The 19,033-nt window shown below is 73.5% G+C and carries 16 protein-coding genes; 2 read left to right on the top strand and 14 right to left on the bottom strand.

The features are described 5' to 3' along the window. Window positions 1-119: 119 nt before the first annotated feature. The 4 genes from E6R62_RS16115 to E6R62_RS16100 form a co-directional block, all read right to left on the bottom strand. Window positions 120-731 carry a hypothetical protein gene (locus E6R62_RS16115; RefSeq protein ID WP_206308736.1) on the bottom strand — a complete coding sequence of 204 codons (612 nt, stop codon included), beginning with the start codon at window positions 729-731 and terminating at the stop codon, window positions 120-122. Then, window positions 728-1,927 carry an MAB_1171c family putative transporter gene (locus tag E6R62_RS16110; RefSeq protein WP_206308735.1) on the bottom strand — a complete coding sequence of 400 codons (1,200 nt, stop codon included), beginning with the start codon at window positions 1,925-1,927 and terminating at the stop codon, window positions 728-730. Before E6R62_RS16110 ends, E6R62_RS16115 begins: the two co-directional genes overlap by 4 nt. Further along, on the bottom strand, window positions 1,924-2,616 hold the full coding sequence (locus tag E6R62_RS16105; protein WP_136214117.1) for a hypothetical protein: 693 nt from the start codon (window positions 2,614-2,616) through the stop codon (window positions 1,924-1,926). Before E6R62_RS16105 ends, E6R62_RS16110 begins: the two co-directional genes overlap by 4 nt. Window positions 2,617-2,744: 128 nt before the next feature. Further along, on the bottom strand, window positions 2,745-3,398 hold the full coding sequence (locus E6R62_RS16100; RefSeq protein ID WP_206308734.1) for a helix-turn-helix domain-containing protein: 654 nt from the start codon (window positions 3,396-3,398) through the stop codon (window positions 2,745-2,747). Between the two features lie 455 nt (window positions 3,399-3,853). On the opposite strand from E6R62_RS16100, the gene E6R62_RS16095 reads away from it, so the two are divergent. After that, window positions 3,854-4,255: a diadenosine tetraphosphate hydrolase gene (locus E6R62_RS16095; RefSeq protein WP_240801702.1), complete on the top strand. Its 402-nt coding sequence runs from the start codon at window positions 3,854-3,856 to the stop codon at window positions 4,253-4,255. 79 nt (window positions 4,256-4,334) lie between these two features. Here E6R62_RS16095 and E6R62_RS16090 read toward each other — a convergent pair whose 3' ends face one another. Then, entirely contained in the window at window positions 4,335-5,564 is a 1,230-nt protein-coding gene (locus E6R62_RS16090) for an MFS transporter (RefSeq protein WP_136214116.1), read from the bottom strand. A gap of 55 nt (window positions 5,565-5,619) precedes the next feature. Between E6R62_RS16090 and E6R62_RS16085 the strand changes: the two genes are divergently transcribed. Next, on the top strand, window positions 5,620-6,606 hold the full coding sequence (locus tag E6R62_RS16085) for a winged helix-turn-helix domain-containing protein (protein WP_136214115.1): 987 nt from the start codon (window positions 5,620-5,622) through the stop codon (window positions 6,604-6,606). A 129-nt stretch (window positions 6,607-6,735) separates the two neighbouring features. On the opposite strand, the gene E6R62_RS16080 is transcribed toward E6R62_RS16085, so the two are convergent. The 9 genes from E6R62_RS16080 to E6R62_RS16040 are packed head-to-tail and all read right to left on the bottom strand — an operon-like array spanning window position 6,736 to window position 18,955. After that, complete coding sequence (locus E6R62_RS16080; RefSeq protein WP_136214114.1) at window positions 6,736-7,419, bottom strand: 4'-phosphopantetheinyl transferase superfamily protein; 684 nt, start codon at window positions 7,417-7,419, stop codon at window positions 6,736-6,738. 32 nt (window positions 7,420-7,451) lie between these two features. After that, complete coding sequence (locus E6R62_RS16075; RefSeq protein ID WP_136214113.1) at window positions 7,452-8,465, bottom strand: C45 family peptidase; 1,014 nt, start codon at window positions 8,463-8,465, stop codon at window positions 7,452-7,454. Continuing rightward, window positions 8,462-9,079, bottom strand: coding sequence for a GNAT family N-acetyltransferase (locus E6R62_RS16070; protein ID WP_136214112.1), 618 nt, complete (start codon window positions 9,077-9,079; stop codon window positions 8,462-8,464). Before E6R62_RS16070 ends, E6R62_RS16075 begins: the two co-directional genes overlap by 4 nt. A gap of 3 nt (window positions 9,080-9,082) precedes the next feature. Then, window positions 9,083-9,361, bottom strand: coding sequence for an acyl carrier protein (locus tag E6R62_RS16065; protein ID WP_136214111.1), 279 nt, complete (start codon window positions 9,359-9,361; stop codon window positions 9,083-9,085). After that, on the bottom strand, window positions 9,354-10,940 hold the full coding sequence (locus E6R62_RS16060; RefSeq protein WP_136214110.1) for an AMP-binding protein: 1,587 nt from the start codon (window positions 10,938-10,940) through the stop codon (window positions 9,354-9,356). The genes E6R62_RS16065 and E6R62_RS16060 overlap by 8 nt, the downstream gene beginning before the upstream one ends. Then, window positions 10,937-14,272, bottom strand: a complete 3,336-nt coding sequence (locus E6R62_RS16055; RefSeq protein ID WP_136214109.1) for a non-ribosomal peptide synthetase — start codon at window positions 14,270-14,272, stop codon at window positions 10,937-10,939. Before E6R62_RS16055 ends, E6R62_RS16060 begins: the two co-directional genes overlap by 4 nt. After that, complete coding sequence (locus E6R62_RS16050; RefSeq protein WP_136214108.1) at window positions 14,269-16,542, bottom strand: class I tRNA ligase family protein; 2,274 nt, start codon at window positions 16,540-16,542, stop codon at window positions 14,269-14,271. Before E6R62_RS16050 ends, E6R62_RS16055 begins: the two co-directional genes overlap by 4 nt. Then, a complete protein-coding gene (locus E6R62_RS16045; RefSeq protein ID WP_136214107.1) occupies window positions 16,539-17,627 on the bottom strand; it encodes an FAD-binding oxidoreductase in 1,089 nt (362 codons plus the stop codon). The genes E6R62_RS16050 and E6R62_RS16045 overlap by 4 nt, the downstream gene beginning before the upstream one ends. Then, complete coding sequence (locus E6R62_RS16040) at window positions 17,627-18,955, bottom strand: lysine N(6)-hydroxylase/L-ornithine N(5)-oxygenase family protein (protein ID WP_136214106.1); 1,329 nt, start codon at window positions 18,953-18,955, stop codon at window positions 17,627-17,629. Before E6R62_RS16040 ends, E6R62_RS16045 begins: the two co-directional genes overlap by 1 nt. Between the last annotated feature and the right edge of the window lie 78 nt (window positions 18,956-19,033).

Genomic DNA, 19,033 nt, shown 5'->3' with positions numbered 1-19,033 from the left:
GCGGTCGCGGCAGGGGTTCCACGACGACGAGGGTGCCTCGTACCGCGGGTCGCAGGCGCGGCGCAGGGCGTGCGGGACGCCCGGGGGCAGCAGGCCGACGTGACGAGGTGTGCCGGGACTCAGCGGATGAGGGCGAAGACCGGGGCCGCGGTGGCGGCGCCGAGGGCGGTGCCGACGAGGACCTGGGCGAGGGTGTGGTCGCGCAGCTCGACGCGGGACCAGCCGACGAGGGCGACGAGCGGGTACGCGGCGAGCGCCCACGGCCCGTAGGCGAGGGCGAGCATGGCCAGGGCGCCGGAGGAGACCGCGGTGTGGACGGAGACCTTCCAGACCGTGGTGATGGCCAGGATGGCGACCAGGGTCACGAGCATCGCGGCGATGAGGGCGATCATCTCGCGGGGCGCGTCGAGCGTGGCCATCAGGGTGACGCAGGCGGCGACGGACGCCATGATGCCGGGGATGACCAGCAGGCGGTCCTGGCGGCGGCGGACGTGGCGGTCGCCCCAATGGCCGCGGCGCTCGCCCCACTTGATGAAGAGGATCGGGACGACGCCGCAGAACAGGGCGGCGAGCAGGCCCCAGCCGATGCCGGCCAGGCGGTCGGCGTGCCAGCCCGTCAGCAGGGTGACGGCGATGATCCAGTTCTTGGGTTCCAGGCCGTCGGTGATCAGGCGCGCGGCGCGGGACTCGGCGGGCGCCTGCGCGGGCGGGGCGTCTGCGGTGCGGGTCATCGGGGCTCCGGGGCGGGGGCGTCGTCTGCGGGGGCGTCGTCTGCGGGGGCGTCGAGGAAGGTGGCCGCGGTGGGCGAGTGGTAGGCGGCGCTGATCAGGAGGAGGCGGTGGACTTCGGCGGGGAAGTCGACGTCCTCCAGGGCGGAGCCGTGGCCGCGGGCGGGGTCGGCGACCGGCGCGGTGCCGCGCAGTTTGGCGGCGCGGGCGGCGCGCAGCCACAACGCCTCCGCCATCGCCTCGCGTTCCTCGCCGTGGAGCCCGGCCTCCGCGGCGGCGCGGTCGGCCCGGTCCCGGACGGAGGCGGAGACGTACGGCATGAGGCTGAGGCCGGCGTCGCGTATCTCGATGACCGTGCGGTGCAGGTGCACGCGGATGCCGTGCCGGTCGGGCGTGGGCAGGGTGATGTCGGGGACGGCCTCGGTCAGCGAGGCCCACAGGGGGCGAAGTCGTCGGCCGGCCCGCCAGTCGCCCGCGGTGCGGGCGAGTACGCCCACGGCCGGGAGGGAGTTGCCGATGATGATCAGCCCGATGGCGAGGTATTCGACGAGGTCGGCGGTGCGCTGGATCGTTTCCTCGTCGGCGAGGGGCCCGTCGCTGAACAGCCGGGCGAGCAGGGCGGCGATGCGGATGACGGCGTAGACGACGCCGACGGCGGTGCCGATGCCCAGGATGCGCAGGCCGTTGCGCAGGGAGCGGGCACCGGCGTGCCGGGCGTAGGCGAGGAAGAGCCAGGTGGACAGACCCATGGCGAGGCCGAGGTAGGCGGTGAAGGTGAGCAGGTAGGCGGTGGCGGCGGGGGTCCCGGCGTACGCCTCGTAGAAGTTCTCGACGCGGGTCGGCTGGTCGACCCGGGCGAAGAGGACGCCCATGAGGATCATCACGGCGAGCGCGAGGACCAGGTGCGGCAGCCGGGTGCGCCGGACGAGTTGCGGGCGGGCCATGGAGAAGACGAAGTCGAGGATGGCGCCGCAGGCGACGATGCCGACCACGTGTTTGGCGGGTACGGAGATGTTGTTGACGCCGGTGGAGGTGTCCAGGAAGCCGCTGACGGGCGGCATGGCCAGGGTGGTCGCCAGCGCCAGGCCCGTGAACGCCAGCCACAGCGAACGCTGTCGTGGGACGCGGATCGCGGACGGCAGGCGCCACAGCGCGACCGCCCACAGCATGACCATGATGGTGATCTTGAGGAGGCTCATCGGTTCCGGTGGGTGCGGGCGGGGTGGGCGAAGGCGTCGTGCAGGCGGTGGATGACGTCGGCGGCGCCATCGGAGGTCGATCGGTCCTCGTCGCGGCTGATGCGTTCCAGGACGAGGGTGGCCAGGGTCTCGGCGTCCTTCTCCTGGTCGGAGTCGAATTTGGTGCGGCCCAGCAGGCTGAGGATGCGGCTGCCGGAGAGTTCGAGTTCGTCGTCGCCGGGGCGGGGCTCGGCCGCGGTGGCGCGCAGGCGTTCGGCCTCGGCGCGCATGAGGTCGGCCACCATGGTGTGCTCGTCCAGGCCCTCGACCGCGGGGGCGGTCATGTCCAGGAGCCGTTCGAAGTGGGACGCGGCCGCGGCCAGTTCCTCGGGTGAGGCGTCCTGGGGGACGTCGAATTGCGGCGCGACATGGCCGAGGAGCATGTGGGAGATCTCGTGCAGGATGATCTGCACGCGCAGGAGGTCGGAGGCGCTCTGGTCGTAGAAGACCAGGTCGGCGGTGTCGAGTCCGATCCAGATGCCGCAGGGGAGGTCCGGCTGGGGCGGACCGTCGAGGGGCAGGAGGAGCAGGGGACGGCCGCGCTGTTCGGCGATGTGCGCGCAGAAGGACGACAGGTCGAAGGGGTGCGGTATTTGGAGCCGGTCCGCTATCGCGACACAGGGATCGGCCGGTCGCCTGCGCCATCTCATATCGCGTTCCATTCCGGCCCGGGTGTCGTCCGGGCTGACTTCGTGCGCCGTGCGCCACTTGAACGGCATCCGGTCACAACGGTCGTATCCATGGTCGAACTCCGCGTTGCCCACGTGCGGCCGGCCGGCTAGGGGCGGGGGGCCGTGTCGTGGCCCGCGTCGGGTAGCCGGGTGGGTGGCTGGTGGGGCGTACGGGGTCCCGGTGTTCGCAGTGCCGGCGCACGGTCCGGTGTCCTGTCCGGCGCACGGTCCGGCATTCTGTCCGACGTCCCTGCCGACGTCCTGTCGGGCGTGCGGTCGACCCGGGGCAGGCCCTCGGCCTGCCGGGCGCCGTCGACGATCGACGTGATGCCGCGCAGGGCGGCGGCCGACAGTCCTCTCAGTCGGAAGGCGACGGCCTTGACCTGCTTGTCCTCCAGGGCGTCGGCGAGTTCGCGGCCGGCCTCGGCCCGGTCGGCGCCTTCCCGGAGTTCCCTGATCCGGGCGTCGGTGCGGGCGGCGACCTCGTCGTCGAGGAAGTACTTGGCCCCGACGCCGAAGAACTTGCCGAGCGCGCGCAGGGTGTCGACGCTCGGGTTGGTGACCTTGCCCTTGTGCAGGCTGTGGATGGTGCCGTGGGAGACGGTCGGGTCGTCGGGGCCGGCCTGCTCGCGGATGGAGTCGGCGATCTCCTGGTAGGTGTAGGGGCCGCGGTCCTTGGGATGCAGCGTGCGGATCAGGTGATCGAGCCGGTGGGCGATGGGGCCCTGGCCCTGCTCGCCCGCGCTGTTGTTCTCACCCATCGCGGCACTCCCCGGTACTCACCGACTCAGCGGTCACTCTCGCGCTGTCGTGTGTCGTCTCTACTCGACTGGACGGCGGCTCGGGCCGGCCCACCCGTCATCAATCTAACCGACTTGACAGGGGCGGTCGGCCGACGCGTATGTTTCAGCGAGGTCATCTAGTCAACTGGAGACGGGCCGCCGGGCACCGGCATCTACTTGACTGGAGAACGCCATCGGGCCGAGGCGGTCGCAATGGGGCACGGGGGTGTCCGTTGCGACCGGCTCACGCCCCGATCGCCCGGATCGCCCCCTCCCCCGCTCGTCGCCCCTTCGCCTCGGTGCCGCCGCCCCGTATCGCCCCCGGCCGGGCGACTCCCCTGCTGTCCAAGGGACATGAACCCGGTGGAAGAGGATCGGCTCGCGGCCGCGGAGCGGGGCGAGAACCCCACTGTGCTCGCCCGGATGCGGACCGGATGGGCCGTGATCGACGACAGCCAATACCTGCCGGGCTACTCCTGCTGCTGTACGCGGGCCGCGCCGACCACCTCACCGATCTCCCGCGGGGCCAGCGGGCCCGCTTCCCGCTCGACCTCTCCCTCCTCGGCGAGGCCGTCGAGATCGCGTGCCGGGGGCCGGAGACGGGGTTGCGGCGGTTGAACTACGAGGTGTCGGGGAACTCCTGGCACCACCTGCACGGGCTGGTGCACCCGCGCTACGACTGGGAGCCGGCGCACCTCCGGCGGGGCCCGGTGTGGCGCTACGGGGATACCCGCACCGCCCCCGAACACTCGCCGCGGCCTCGGCACGACGGCCTGCGCGCCGACCTCACCCGGGCGCTGACCGATGTCCTCGCCGAGGCGTATCGGGAGCACTGACCGATCGACCGCCGCGAGGACCGACCGCAGGGGTCGGCCGCAGGGGCGGGGCCCCGGGGGCCGGGGGGCTGCGGGCAGGTCAGGGGACGCGGCGGGGCGTCAGGTGGCGGGCGAGGGCGGCCGACGCGAGGAGCGCGACGAGCACGCATACGGCCGGCCAGCCGAAGGCGGTGTAGGCATGGACGCCGAGCCACGACCCGGCGGTGCCGCCCAGGTAGCCGCAGGTCATGTAGGCGGTGGTGAGCCTGCCGCGGGCGTCGGGGCGCAGGGCGTACACCCGCGATACGTTGGCCAGCGTTCCGGACTGCAGGGCGATGTCCAGCAGCAGGCTGCCAACGGCGAGGGCGGTCAGGCCGAGCCGGCCGCCCAGGCCGCCCGCCGCGAGGACCGCGGCCGCGACGAGGACCCCGAGCAGGGACACCAGGTTGACGGGGCCCGGGCCGTGACGGTCCACCAGGCGCCCGGCGAACGGCGTGCACCACATGGTGGCCGCGCCGACCAGCGCGAGCACGCCCACGGCTTCGGCGCCGAAGCCGTAGACCGGCCCCGTCAGCAGCAGTGCCAGGCAGGTCCACACGGCGGAGAACCCACCGAAGACGGCGGCCTGGTAGAAGCAGGAGCGGCGCAGTTCCGGCTCGGCGCGCAGCAGGCGCGGTGGTTCGGCCAACAGCGCGAGGTAGGAGCCCCGGGCACTGGGGGCGGTCGAGGTGGTGGGCGGCACCGCGTACGCCATGACGGCCGCGAGGACCAGGGCCGCGGCAGCGGCCGCCAGGTAAGGGGCCCGCCAGCCCAGCCACTCGCCGAGCGTCCCGCTGAACGTACGGGCCAGCAGCATGCCGGCGGTCGAGCCGCTGAGCAGCGTGCCGAGCACCTCCCCCTGCCGGTCGGGCGCCGCGAGGCCGGCCGCCAGCGGGCTGATGATCTGCGCGGCCACGGTGGTCAGCCCGACCAGGGCGCTCGCCGCGGCCAGCGGCGGCAGGCCGGGGGCGCAGCCGGCGGCCAGCAGGGCGAGGCCGCTGAGCGCGAGCAGGACGACGAGGAGCGGGCGGTGGCGGAACCGGTCGCCCAACGGCACGAGGAGGACCATCCCGGCGGTGTAGCCCAGTTGGGTCGCGGTGACGATCAGGGCGGCCCGGTCGGCGGGGACGTCCAGTCCGGCGGCGATGAGCGGGCCGATGGCCTGCGGGAAGTAGAGGTTGCCCACGGCCACGGCGCAGGTGACGGCCAAGAGGGCCACCAGTCGGCGGCTCAGGGCGGGGCCGTCGCCGCCCGCATGGCCCGGGCCGGGGGCGAGGGTGGGGAAGGTCATGGGGAAAGTTCACGGCACGGGGTGGGGAGCGCCAATCGATGTAGCGTACGGCTTAATGATCAGTTTCGAGCTCGGCGTCGAGGATCTCGCCGACACCCGGTTCGCCGTGTCGCCGCTGAGTGAGACGGTGCTCAGCCTGCGGGTGCTGCACGATCCGGGCCTGTCGGCCGTCCACCTGCCGTGGCGCAGGTCCGTGCTCGGCGCGCTCGGCGACCTGGACACGGGGCTGTTGATGTCGCTGGTGGCGGCGCGGCTCACCCTGCCCGACTTCCTGACCCCCCGACCTACGGCGTTCGCCCCGTCCTTCGGGGAGGAGCTCGCGGCGGCCCGTCGGACGCCGCCCGCGCAGGTGCGCCGCGACCTGCTGGCCGCGCACGCGCCGGGCCGGTTGCCGGCGCCGCTGGCCGCCGCCGAGACCGGCGACGACACGGCCGTGGCCGCCCTGCGCGACCGGGTCTGCGCGCTGCTGCTGCGCTACTGGGAGATCGCCGTCGAGCCGTTGTGGCCGCAGGTGCGGCTCGTGGTGGAGGCCGACATGACCTACCGCGCCCGGCGGCTGGCCATGGGCGGGGCGCGGCTGCTGTTCGCCGACATCCATCCGAGCATGCGCTGGCGGCACGGCGTACTGCACATCGACAAGATGAACGACAGGCACCACGTCAAGGCGTCCGGCCGGGGGCTGCTCCTGGTGCCGTCGGTCTTCGCGCACAAGCCCGCGCCCCCGGTGAGCGCGCAGGAGGCGCCGTGGCTGATCTACCCGAGCCGCGGGGCGGCGACCTTGTGGGACGCCGAACCGGACGGGGCCCGGGCCGGGACGGCCCTCGTGCCGCTGCTCGGCGCGCCGAGGGAGCGGCTGCTGCGGCTGTTGGCGGAACCGCTGGCCACGGTGGAACTGGCCCGTCGGCTGCGGGTCACCCCGAGCGCGGTGTCCCAGCACCTGCGGGTGCTGTACGCCGCCGGCCTGGTCACGCGGGCCCGACAGGGCCGGCAGGTGCTGTACCGACGCAGCCCGCTCGGGGACGCGCTCGCGGCGGTGGACTGAAACCGGTTCGGGTAGCCGGCCGAGTGGCCGAGGATGAGCCGGCCCCCGGCCCCGGCCCGTGCCCGGCTGCCGGGCACGGGCCGGTCGCGCGACCTCTCGCAGGTACCGCGTGGTCGGCGGGCCCCGGGGTCAGCGCGGCGGCCAGGGGCGGACCCGGAAGGGCGGGAGATCGTGGGAGACGAAGGCGGTCATGGCCGAGGGGGCGGTCGGACCGGTCGGGTGCAGGGAGGTGTGGCCGTGCCAGGGCCGGTGGCCGTGCCCGGTGATGCCGCGGAGGGCGACCGTGCCGCCCGGACCGAAGTCCAGGTCGACCTCCTTCGCGCCCCGCGCCAGGCCCCGGCCGGTGGCCTTGACCGCTGCTTCGAGCAGCGTCCAGGCGTGGAAGAAGGTGCGGGGCGTGGCCGTGGCGGGGGCCGCCGGGTAGACGAAGGACAGGACGTCCATGCTGCCCGCGTCCGGGCGGACGAGTTCCACGTCCACCCCGACCGGCCCGGTCTCCGTCACGCCCAGCAGCAACAGGCCGTCGGAGCGGGACCAGCTGACGTGGGTGCCGGGCCGGTCGGGCAGGTACGGCTTGCCCGCCGGGTCGTAGTGGATGCGCAGGTCGCGCGGGTCGAGGCCGAGACGGTCGGCCAGCAGCCTGCGGACGGTGAGCCGGGCCCGGTAGAAGCGGTGGGCGGCCCGGGCGTGGACGAACTCGGCTCCGCGCCGCAGTTCCTCCTCGGTGAGGCCGGCCAACACGTCCGAAGGTCCGGCCGGGTCGCTGATGTCGGTGGGGACGACCTGGTCGAGGTCGACCAGCCATGCGTCCATCCTCCACTCCTTTCGGTCAGAGGGTGCTTCCGTCAGAGGGTGAAGGTCCGGGTCGCGGCGAGCGAGGGATCGCCCGGGCGCAGGTGCAGTTCGCCGGCGTCCGGGAAGAGCACCACCGCCGCGACGGTGCGTTCGGCCCGGATGTCCCCGCGATCGGGGACGCAGATCGGCGGGCGCGCCAGCACGCCGAAGTGGTCCTCCGCCGAGGCCGTGGGGGCCAGCCCGGCCAGGCCGTCCGTCGCCGCGCGCAGGCGGCGCACCGAGGAGTTGCGGGCGAAGACGTTCAGTTCGTCCGCCGGCGCGAAGTCGGGGTGCAGGAAGTGGTTGGTGTGCACCGGGTCGGGCCCCTCCACCACCCGCAGTTCGCCGCCCAGGTGTTCCACGTACAGCGCGCGCTCGCGGTCGCACAGCGTCAGGGAGCGCGAGCTGGCCAGCGGCAGGTCGGCGAGGAGTTTGAGGGCTTCCCCGACGCTGCCGGCGTTGTCGAGCAGGTGGCGGATGGCCAGGTACGGCGGCACCCCCGGGCCCCACGCGCCGCCGAGCACCAGGTTCAGCCCGACGGCGAGGCCGGCGCGGCCCAGGCCGAGGTAGCCGAGCAGCCCGGCGAAGCTGAGGACCAGGGAGCGCGGGGTGCGCAGGACGGTGATGTGGGTGTCCAGGTTGCCGTTCAGGTCCACCGTCTGGGCGAGGACCGGGACGGGCCCGGTGCGGGCGTAGGTGGTGCAGTCCCCGCCGGTCCGGATCTTGGAGTAGCCCATGAGCTCGCGGCGCAGTTGGAGCAGCCAGGCCTCGTCCTCGGTGATGCGGGCTCCTTCCGCGAGCCCGGCCACCTCCTCGGCGAGGTCCGGCAGGGAGGCCGCGACCGCCGCCCGGTAGGCGGCGATCGACGGCCTGAGCCCGTCGAGCGAAACGGGGGCGGCGGTGAGGTGGCCGAGGCGGGCCACGCCGTCGTCGAGGAAGGCCCGCAGCGGGCCGGCGAGGGCCGCGCCGTGCGCGCGGCCCGTTTCCCGGGGGGTGCCCGGGGCGTCGACGTGGGTGACGCTCATGCGGGGAGGGCCGTCTTCGGGCCGCGGGCGAGGGCGGCGCGCACCTCGGGCCATTCGGCGCGCAGGACGCTGTAGAAGACGGCGTCCCGGCGCCGACCCCCGGGCATGTAGTTGAAGCTGCGCAGGGTGCCTTCCTCGGTGGCGCCGATGTTGCGCAGTCCGCGTCGGGCCTGGATGTTGAGGACGTCGGTCTTGAACTCGACGCGCTCCGCCGCCAGGGCGCCGAAGGCGTGCTCCAGGAGCAGGGCCTTCGCCCAGTGGTTGATGCCCTTGCCGCGGAAGTCGCGGCCGAGCCACGACCAGCCGATCTCCAGGCGCCGGTCGGCTTCGGCCATGTTGCCGAAGCTCATGCTGCCGGCGATCCGGCCGGTGTCCTTGTCGGAGATGACGTAGACGGCGCGGCGGCCGGCCGCGTGGTCGGCGAGCATGGCGCCGAAGAAGGTCTCGAAGTCGGCGTCGGTCTCGACGGCGGAGACGAAGTAGCGCCAGATGTCGGGGTCCATGGCGACGGCGCGGACGCCCTCGCGGTCGGCCTCGGTGACCGGGGCCACCCGGACCCGGTCGTTCTCCAGGGTGGCGGCGGCGTGCTCGGCCCAGTCGTTCGTGCTCGTCATGGTTCAGGCTCCGGTCGGTGCGTCGTGGTGGCGGGCGAGGGCGGTGGTGACGTCGCGCAGGGTGCGCATGGCGGCGAGGTCGTGTTCGGTGAAGTGGCCGAGGTCGACGCCGGTCTCCTCGCACACCTCGGTGAGGAAGAGGACCTTGTTGAGGGAGGTCAGGCCGTAGGCGGCGGCCAGGTCCGCGTCGGGGTCGAGCAACTCGGCGGGGACCTCGGGGATCAGGACGAGCGAAAGCTGTTCGCGGGCCGCCGACTCGATGGGGGTGAGGGTGTCAGGCATGGATTCCGGCCTCCTGGTCGTGCAGTCGGTGCGCGTAGGCGCGCTGGATGGCGGGGCGTTTGGGCTTGTACTGGCTGGTCAGCAGGCCGTTGGCGATGCTGAAGGGTTCGTCGGCGACGATGACCCGGCTGATCCGCTCGTCGGGGGTGCCGGCGGCGTTCGCCGCGGCGAGCAGGGCGGTGACGGCGCCGGGGTCGGCGGGTGGCACGGCCGGGGAGACGACGGCGACGAGGTCGGTCTGGGTGGGGCTGAACAGCACGCACTCGGCAATCGCCGGATGGGCCTTCATCCGTTCTTCGACGGGCCGCACCACGATCTTCTTGCCGTTGTCGAGGACGATGACGTCGTCGGCGCGGCCGTGGACGAAGAGGAAGCCGTCCTCGTCGAGGTGGCCGATGTCGCCGGTGCGTACGGTGCCGTCGGGCATGAACACCTTGTCGGAGTCGCCGGGGGCCGCGTACGCGTAGTGGTCGTTGACGGGGTGGGTGCTGCGGACGCCGATCACCCCGTCCTCGCCGATCAGCACCTCCTTGCCGCGCAGGACTCGGCCGACGCTGCCCGCGCGGTGGGCGCCGGGGTGGTTCTTGGTGACGATGCAGGTCTCGTTGAGCCCGTAGCCCTCGAAGAGGGGCAGCCCGGCCTCCTCGGTGAAGAAGCTGACCATCGCGGGCGCGGCGGGTGCCGAGCCGGTCCACAGGTAGCGGACGCGGTCGCCGAACAGGGCCCGCGCCACCTCGCGGGTACTGCCCGCGCCGGGGCGTTTGCGCTTGGCCTCGATCTGCCGGCGGGCGGTCTCGTAGAAGGCGGGGACGCCCATGACCACGGTGGGGCGGACCCGGCGCAGGGTGGCGAAGGCCGCCTCGTAGGTGGTGAGGGTGAGGTCGTGGCCGTGCAGTAGGGCCGAGTAGACCCAGTAGCGCTGCTGGAGCAGGGAGAGCGGGAGGAAGACGAAGAGGTGGTCGTCCGGCTTGTGTTCGAAGATCTCCTGGACGGCGTCCAGGGAGCTTTCGATGCTGCCCGCGGTGGCTCCGAGGCCCTTGGGGACCCCGGTGCTGCCGGAGGTGAACTTGATGGTGGTGACGTCCCGCTGCGCCCAGGTGACCGGCGGCAGCGGCGTATCGGGACCGTCGCCCGGTTCGGTCAGGGCCCAGACGTCGTCCGTCCGCAGGGTGCCGGGGAGGTCGGTGGGCCGGTCCGTGCACAGCAGGGTGATGTCGTAGCGGTCCAGGAGTTCGCGGGACGGCGTGAACTTCCCGGGCTCCAGGCCGGCCGTCTGCGCCTTGAGGCGCAGTGCGGCCAGGTCGAGCAGTACCCATTCCAGGCTGTTGGCGGCGAGGATGCCGATGCGGTCGCCCGGGCCGACGCCGAGGCCGCGCAGATGGTGGGCGAGGCGGCCGGAGCGCTCGTACAGCTCGCGCAGGGTCACGGAGCGGGTGCCGTCCAGGCGGGCCGCGTGGATCAGGCCGCCGGCCGTCGGGGCCGACCGGACGAGCCGGTTGAGCGGCGAGAGGTCCGCTGCGGCGGGGCGGCCCGCCGCGGCGTCCGCCGGTGGCGGCGGCGCCGTCGTACGGGCGGTCATCGGGCCTCCTGCGGGGTGAGGACCGCGGCCATGGCGCGGACGGTGTCGACCTCGGCGAACTGGTCGAGGGTGAGGGTGGTGCCGAAGCGCTTGCGGGTCGCGGTGAGGATGCGGGCGGCGGCGATGGAGTCGCCGCCGAGGGAGGCGAGGGTGTCCAGGGCGCCGATGTCGGTGCGGCGCAGGACGGTGCCCCAGATGTCGGCCAGGAGCTTTTCCGTCTCGCCGGTCGGGGTGGCGTCGGCCGCCGATGCCTCCGCCGTCGCGGACGCGGCAGGCCCGGGGTCCTCGGCGCCGATCGACGCGAGCTTCGTACGGTCCACCTTGGCGTTCTTGGTCAGGGGCAGGCTCTCGTGCCAGACCAGCGCCGCGGGCAGCATGTAGTCGGGCAGGTCGGCGCGCAGCGCCCGGCGGATCTCGGCGAGTTCGGGGCGGTGCGGGCCCTCGGCGACCAGGTGGGCGACGAGGGAGCCGCCGCGGGCGGCGACGACGGCCTGGGCGACGGCGTCCAGGGCGGCGAGCCGGGTCTCGACCTCGCCGGCCTCGATGCGGTAGCCGTTGACCTTGATCTGGAAGTCGGAGCGGCCCAGGATCTGGATGTCGCCGTCCGGCAGGTACCGGCCGAGGTCGCCGGTGCGGTAGAGGCGTTCCCCGCGCACCGGGTCCTCGTGGAACCGCTCGGCGGTGCGTTCCTCGTCGCCCCAGTAGCCGCGGGCCAGGCCGGCGCCGGCGGCGACGATCTCGCCGGTGACCCAGTCGGGGGCGTCGAGGCCGTCGCGGTCCAGGACGTAGGCGCGGTTGTTGGCGTTGGGCCGGCCGTACGGGATGGACTCGCTGCCGTCCTCGTCCTGGCGGACGGGGTGCAGGATGTTCCAGATGGTGGTCTCGGTGGGGCCGCCGAGGGAGACCACCTCCAGGCCGGGTTTGAGGGTGCGCAGCGCGGCGGGCAGGGCGGGCGGGAGCCGGTCGCCGCTCATCATGACCAGGCGCAGGGCGGGCGGTACGTCGCCGTCGGCGACGGCCTGGTCGTGCATCAGGCCGACGATGGCGGGGACGGAGTTCCACACGCTGATCCGGTGCTGCCGGCACAGGTCGAGCCAGTGGGCCGGGTCGACGGCCTTGTCCCGGTCAGGCATGACCAGTGCCGCGCCGGCCGAGAGGGCGCCGAAGACGTCCCAGACGGACAGGTCGAAGTTGAAGGCGCTGATGGCGAAGAAGCGGTCCTGTGGGCCGATCCGGAAGCGGGTGTGGCAGTCGGCGACGACGTTGGCGACGTTGCGGTGGGTGACCATGACGCCCTTGGGGGCGCCGGTGGTGCCGGAGGTGTAGAGGACGTACGCGAGGTCGTCGGGGTGGGAGCCGGGCAGTCGGGCGGGGACCTCGGCGGGGTGGCCCGGCCCGTCCGGCGGGGCGCTCAGGTCGAGGACGGCGAACTCCCTGGCGCAGGCCTCGACGGGCTCGCCGTCGGTCAGGACGCACCGCACCCGGCCGTCGCGCAGCATGTACCGCTGTCGGGCGGCGGGCAGGGCGGCGTCGACGGGCAGGTAGGCGGCGCCGGCGAGCACGGTGGCGAGGATGCCGATGACCTGCTCGGGGCCGCGCCGCATGACGAGGGCGACGAGTTCGCCCCGACCCACGCCCTGTCCGCGCAGCCAGGTCGCGGCCGCGCCGGCCCGGCGCAGCAGTTCGCCGTAGCCGACCTCCCGGTCGGCGGTGAGGATCGCGGGGGCGTCGGGGGTGTGGGCGGCGCGGGCGGCGATGGCGTCGCCGAGCATCTCGTCGGGCAGGGCGACGGCCGTGTCGTTGGCGGCGCGGCGGCGTTCGCGCTGGGCGGGCGGCAGCAGGTCGAAGCTGTGCCGCTGCCAGGCCGACTCGTCCGCGAGCGCGTCCAGCAGTGTCCCGTAGCCGTGCGCGAGGTCGTCCAGCAGCCCTTCGGGGAAGAGCTCGTCCAGCCCGTCGAGTTGGATGACGGCGGCTCCGTGCTGCTCCATGGCGAAGGCGTTCAGCCACACCTGGGGGGTCTGGCTGACCGAGTAGACCTCGGGTCCGAACAGTTCCAGGGCGGAGCCGTCGACCTCGCTGCTGACGTGTCCGATGGCGCTGTTGAAGGTGAACGGCATCCGCGCCCCGGCCACCCCGCCGCGACGGCGGGCCAGTTCCTGCATGACCTCGATGCCGGAGAAGTGGCGGTGGTCGATGTCGGCGTGCAGCCGCGCCTGGAGGGCCTTGGCCCGCTCGACGAAGGTGAGGGACCGGTCGACCTCCGCCTCGACCAGGAGGGTGTCGGAGAACTGGCCGATGGCCTCGAAGACCCGGGGGTGGACGGGCGGCCGTTGCGCGATGGTGGTGGTGAGGGTGAACCTCTCCCCCCCGCCCCAGGTGGCCAGCGCCTCCGCGTACGCGGTGAGCAGCAGCGCGGAGGGCGTCAGTCCGGCCGCGGCGGCCCGCTCCTTGACGGCCGTCCACCGCTCGCGGTCGACGCGGACCCGGCGCTGGGTGAAGCGGGAGCGGGTCAGGGCGGCGGGGCTGGTGCGCAGCGGCAGGTCGGGGTGGGGGGCGAGGTCGTCCAGCCGGTCCGTCCAGTACTGCCGGGAGCGCCGGGCGGGGGCCTTGTCGCGGGCGGCGTCCAGGGCGGCGAGGTAGTCGTCGTAGGCGAACTCCTCGGGCGCCTCGGCGCCTTCGACGGGGTGGCTGCGGTAGGCGCGCCACCAGGCGCGGAAGAACAGGAACATGCTGATCCCGTCCATCACGAGCCCGTCGTGGCCGACGTGGAGCACCATCTTGTCGTCGGCGAGGACGATGACGTCGACACTGAGCAGCGGGGCCCGGTCGGCGGGCAGCACCTGGTGGGAGCGCGTGGCGCGCAGTTCGGCGCGCACGGCCTCCTGCTGTCGCGGGGTGCGGTCGCGCAGGTCGAGGCGGCCGATGGGCAGCCGGCTGTGGTGGCCGTACTCGGTGACCTGGCGGTCGTCGGCGAGGAAGCGGGAGCGCAGGGCGCTGTGGGCGCCGATGACGGTGTCGAGTGCGGTCTGCAGCCGGTCGAGGTCCCAGGCGCCCTCGATCTCGTGGAAGACGTGGCTGGCCACGTCGCCGATCTCGAAGACGCCGCCGCGGCCGATGTAGTAGCTGCGCTGGAGCGGGGTGAGGGGGAAGCCGGGGCCGAGCCGGGCCTCCTCGGCGAGGTGGGCGACGAGTGCGGGCTTGGCGGCCTTGACCCGGGCGATGAAGTCGGGGTCCATCCGGTCGCGGTTGCCCTGGATGCGCAGGTCGCCGTCGGTGAGGGTGACCGACAGCCCGCGTTCGGCCATCTCGCGCAGTATCCGGCGGTGGCTCATCGGGTCCCTCCCTCGGTGAGAACGGTGACGCTTGTCTCGTCGGCGCGCTCGGCGATGAGGGCGGCGAGTTCGTCGAGGGTGCCGCCGTGCAGGAGCTCGTCCATGGAGAGGTCCACGTCGAGGGCGTCGAGGATCTGGTACTGGACGGTGACCGCCTGGAGCGAGCCGGCGGCGAGCTGGGTGAGGGTGCGCCCCGCGATCCGCTCGCCCTCCTCCAGGCGCAGGGCGGTACGGACGATCCCGGTCAGCCACGGGGTGAGGGCGTTCTCCGCGGGCGGGGCGGGGTCGCCGGCGGCGGGCCGGAAGAACACCGCGTCGGCGAGGGTGACGGCGGTGCCGGGGGTGAGGAGTTCGACGGTACGGGGCCACGTGCGCGGGGCTTCGAGGCCGAGGGCGGCGGCCAGCCTGTCGGCGAAGCGGGGCATGACGGGGGCCGCGGCGTGCGCGAGGAGGCGGGCGGCGGCCAGTTCCAGGGCGATGGCGGTGCGGTTCTCGGCGGCCCACGCCTCGGTGTCGGCGAGGAGCCCTTCGCCGCGGGCGAAGCGGACGGTGTCGCGGACGATGCCGTCGAGTTCGGCGGCGGCCTGGTTGAGGGAGAACGCGTCGTTGCCCAGCGCCCCGGTGACGGCGGTGAGGCGGGTGCCGAGCCGGGCGAGGAAGGCGGAGTGCTCGGGGGTCCAGTTCCCGGCGTCGGGGGCGTGCCCGTCGTGGTGCTTGGCGACGCGGGCGCCGAGGTCGTTCAGCCACTGCTGCCAGGTGCCGATGAGGGTGTCGTCGAGGGTGGCCTCGTAGGCGGCGCGCCGGAAGTCGGTGCGCAGGCCCTCGGGGCGGGTGGCGGCGAGGAAGTAGCGGACGGAGTCGACGGTGTCGGGGCTCAGGATCTCCTTGCCCCAGACGGCGTGCCGGCGGCTGGTGGAGAACTTGCTCCCCTCCAGCAGGTAGAACTCGTTGACGTGGTAGTCGATGTCGGGGGTCCAGCCGGGGAAGGCCAGCTTGTAGAGCACGGGGTAGAGGACCGCGTGGTAGAAGCTGTTGTCGTAGCCGAAGAAGTGGACGATCTTCCAGTCCTGCGCGGGGTCGGCGGCCCGCCAGCCGCGGCCCAGGCGGGCGCCCAGTGACTGGATGCCGTGCAGGAAGCCGTAGCTCATCTCCGGCCACACCCAGATGACCTGGCCCTCGGTGGCGTTCTCCTGCGGTTCGACGCCCCAGGCGGAGGGGTGGGTGACGGGGATGTCGAGGGCGGGGCGGCGAAAGAGCCGGTCGGCGAGTTCGCGCAGCCGGGCGGGGGCCCGGCCGAGCCGGTGGTGTGCGCGCACGTCGGCGGCGAAGGCGTGCAGCGGGAGCGTCCAGCGGGCGGCGGGCGCGCGCCGGGGGGCGGCCGTGGAATGGGCGGAGACGGGGTCGGTGAGGTCGGCGACGGTGTTGGGCTCGCCGCACTCCTCGCAGATGTTGCCGGAGGTGGTGGCGCCGCAGCCGGGGCAGCCGCCCTTGACGTCGACCTCGTAGAGGTAGGCGCCGCTCTCGGCGTCGTAGAGGGCGTCCCGGGCGGTGACGGCGATCTGGCCGGAGTCCACGACGCGGCTGAAGAAGTCCTGGAGGCCTTCGCGGTAGTCGGCGTCCTGGTCGGTGACCGTGTACTGGTCGAGCGGGATGTCCATCAGCCGCAGGGTCTCGGCGATCTCGGCGCTGTAGTGCGCGGCGGTCTCGGCGGGGGTGCGGCCGTCCTTGCGGGCGGCGCCGACGACGTAGCTCTGGTAGTCGTCGCTGCCGGTGAGGTGATAGGCCTCGGCGCCGGTCATGCGCTGGAAGCGGGTGAAGGCGTCGGCCCCGAGGTAGGGGCCCGAGAGGTGGCCCAGGTGCAGGTCGCCGTTGGGGGTGGGCGGGGTGGAGAAGACGAAGACGGGGCGCTCGCCGAAGCCCTTGCGGGCGGGGTTCGCGGCGGAGGCCGCGGCCCGTTCGCCGTCGCGCCAGTACTGGGTGAAGAAGACGAGGTCCTCGGGGCCGGTGTTGGCCAGGACGTGCGTCTCGAACGGTTCGAAGAGGACGACGGTGCCGGGCTCGGCGGCGTGGCGGGCGCCGCCGTCGGTGACGAACTCGCCGCGCCCGGAGACGATGACGAACAGTTCGGTCTCGTCGTGCTGGTGGCGGTCGGCGGAGCGGCCCGGCGCGACGCGGCCCCAGCCGGCTCCGGTACCCAGGCCGTCGACCCCGCTCATGTCGATGCCGAAGGCCTGTTCCAGGACGTCGGCGTCATAGCTGGCGATGATCATTTCGTGGCCTTCCGGGGTGAGGCGGGCAGGGAGAGGAGATCCGCGGTGCGGGCGGCGAGGGCGGGGGCGAGGCGATAGCCGGAGCCGCCGGCGGCGCCCGCGAAGACGATCCGGCCGTCTTCGGCGAGCGGGGTGACCAGCGGCCGGCCGTCCGGCCCGTAGGCGTCGCAGAAGACGCGGCCCGCGTGGCAGCGGTCGGCTAGTTCCGGGGCGTAGCGCACGAGCAGGGCCCGGGCCTCGGCGAGGTGGTCGGCGGTGAGCGCCGGGTCGACGGCGCCGGGGTCGACGTCCCATTCGCGGCAGGTGTAGCTGAACAGCCAGTGGCCGCGGTGGTGGAAGGGCAGCAGGAAGGCGTCCTCGTCCTGGAAGACGATCGCGCCGTCCCCGGCTCGCGGGGGAACGTCGACGTGCAGGGCGACGATCTTCTTGACGCGGGCGCCGAGCGGGGCGACGAGCTCGCGCCAGGCGGGTTCGGCCAGCCAGGGCCCGGGGGCGAGCACCACGCGCCCGGCGGTCAGGGTGGCGCCGCCGGTCAGGGTGAGGTGGGCGCCGTCCGGGCCGGAGTCGAGGGCGGTGACGGCGACGCCCTCGCGGAAGAGGACCCGGTGACGCAGCTCGGCGGCGAGCGTCTGGGTGAGGGTGTGGACGTCCGCGTACTGGCAGCCGTCGCCCTCCCAGGCCCCGTACCGGGCGGGCAACGCGGTGATCGTCGGGGGGAGTTCGCCGGCGCGGCGCAGTTTCGCCTCGGGCAGGTAGACCTCGCGCAGCCGCTCCTCGGCGGCCTCGGGGGCGAGGACCGTCATCGGCAGGGGGTGGATGGGCAGGTCGGGACGGATGGTGTGGAGGTCGGCGTAGAAGTCCTGGCTCTCGGCGGCCAGGGTGCGCACGGTCTCGGTGGCGCCGCGCGGGAAGTGCAGTCCGGCGGAGCGGCGGGTGGCGCCCGAGCCGATCATGTCGCGGTCCAGGACGGTGACCCGGGCGGCCGGGTGGCGGGTCAGGATCTCCCGGGCGACGAGGACGCCGAGTATCCCGGCGCCGACCACGGCGACGTCGCAGTGGGCCCCGGCGAGGGCGGAGGCGCTCATCAGGCGCTCCAACGTTCCTGCGGCGCGGCCTTGGTGGACCACTCGATGAAGGAGGCCAGCTGTTCGTCGCCGCGCACGCCGCTCAGTCGGTCCGCGATGCGCCGGCTGCGCCAGGCGTTGAGGCTGAGGTTGGGGTCGGCGAGACCGCGCTGGCCGCGCACGCCGTTCTGGACGAAGATCCGGCGGTCCTCGGGGCCGTCCCAGCGGACGGCGTAGTCCTCGTCGACGCGCAGTTCGTCGCCCTCGCGCTCCAGGCGGTGGGCGACGGGGGCGAGGAAGTCCATGGCGGCGGGCCGGTAGCCGGTGGCCCAGACGACGACGTCGGCGTCGAACTTCTCGGCGGATTCGGGTTCGCCGTTGTGGCGGGCGGCCACCTCCCAGCCGGCGACGGGGGCGGGGCTGACGTCGAACACCTCGCGGCCCGGGTGGAGGGCGACCAGGTCTTCGTTGCCGTCCACGAAGCGGTGGACGTAGATGCGCTGGTAGATCTCGCGCAGAGTGGATTCCGAGATGCCGTCGCTGGTCAGGATGTTACGGGAGTTGAGCGACTGGCGGCGCTCGCGGGGCAGTCCGTAGAAGTAGTCGGCGTGGCTGGGCATGTAGTAGTCGTTGGTGAACGGCGAATCGTCGATCGGGAAGTAGTTCTGCCGGCGGGAGATCCAGGAGACGCGGCGGGGCAACTGCCGGCCGGGGCGGGAGATCAGGTCGAGGAAGGCCTCCGCGCCGGACTGGCCGCCGCCGATGACGACGACGCGCTTTCCGCCGAGGTCGTGGGCGGCGTTCAGGTAGTCGGCGACGTGGAACTGGGTGGGGCCGAGCAGGCCGGCGCCCTGCGGCGGGACCCATGGGCGACTGCCGACGCCGACCACCACGTTGTCGGCGGTGACGGTGCGGCGGTCGGTGCGGACCGTGTAAGTGCCCAGCCGGTCGTCGAAGCCGACCTCCCGGACGTCCTCGCCGAAGGCGATGTTCTCGTTGCGGCGGCTTGCCCAGGCCAGGTAGTTGCGGAACTCCAGCCGCGGCACGTCGTCGAAGCGGGCGTTGAGGAAGTGGTAGACCCGGCCCTTCTCGTGCAGGTAGGCGAGGAAGGAGAAGGGGCTGGCGGGGTCGGCGAGGCTGACCAGGTCCTTGAACTGGGAGACCTGGAGGGTGGTGCCGGGTATCTGCTGGCCGTCGTGCCAGCTGAAGGACTCCTTGCGGTCGAGGAAGAGATTGGGCATGTCAGTTCGGCGGTGCAGCAGTGACGCCAGGCTGAGGTTGGCCGGGCCCACGCCCACTCCTACGCAGCGGAAGTGTGCGGCGTCGGGCGGGAAGCTCTCGTGCCCCATGGTCGTGACCTCTCGTTCGAAATCGTCAAGGATGGCGCGGGGGAAAAGGGATCGGGCGGTACGGACAGGGCGGTACGG

It is taken from the genome of Streptomyces sp. A1136 (assembly GCF_004795055.1).
Lineage (GTDB): Bacteria > Actinomycetota > Actinomycetes > Streptomycetales > Streptomycetaceae > Streptomyces.
This window is presented reverse-complemented; position numbering and strand designations above follow the sequence as displayed.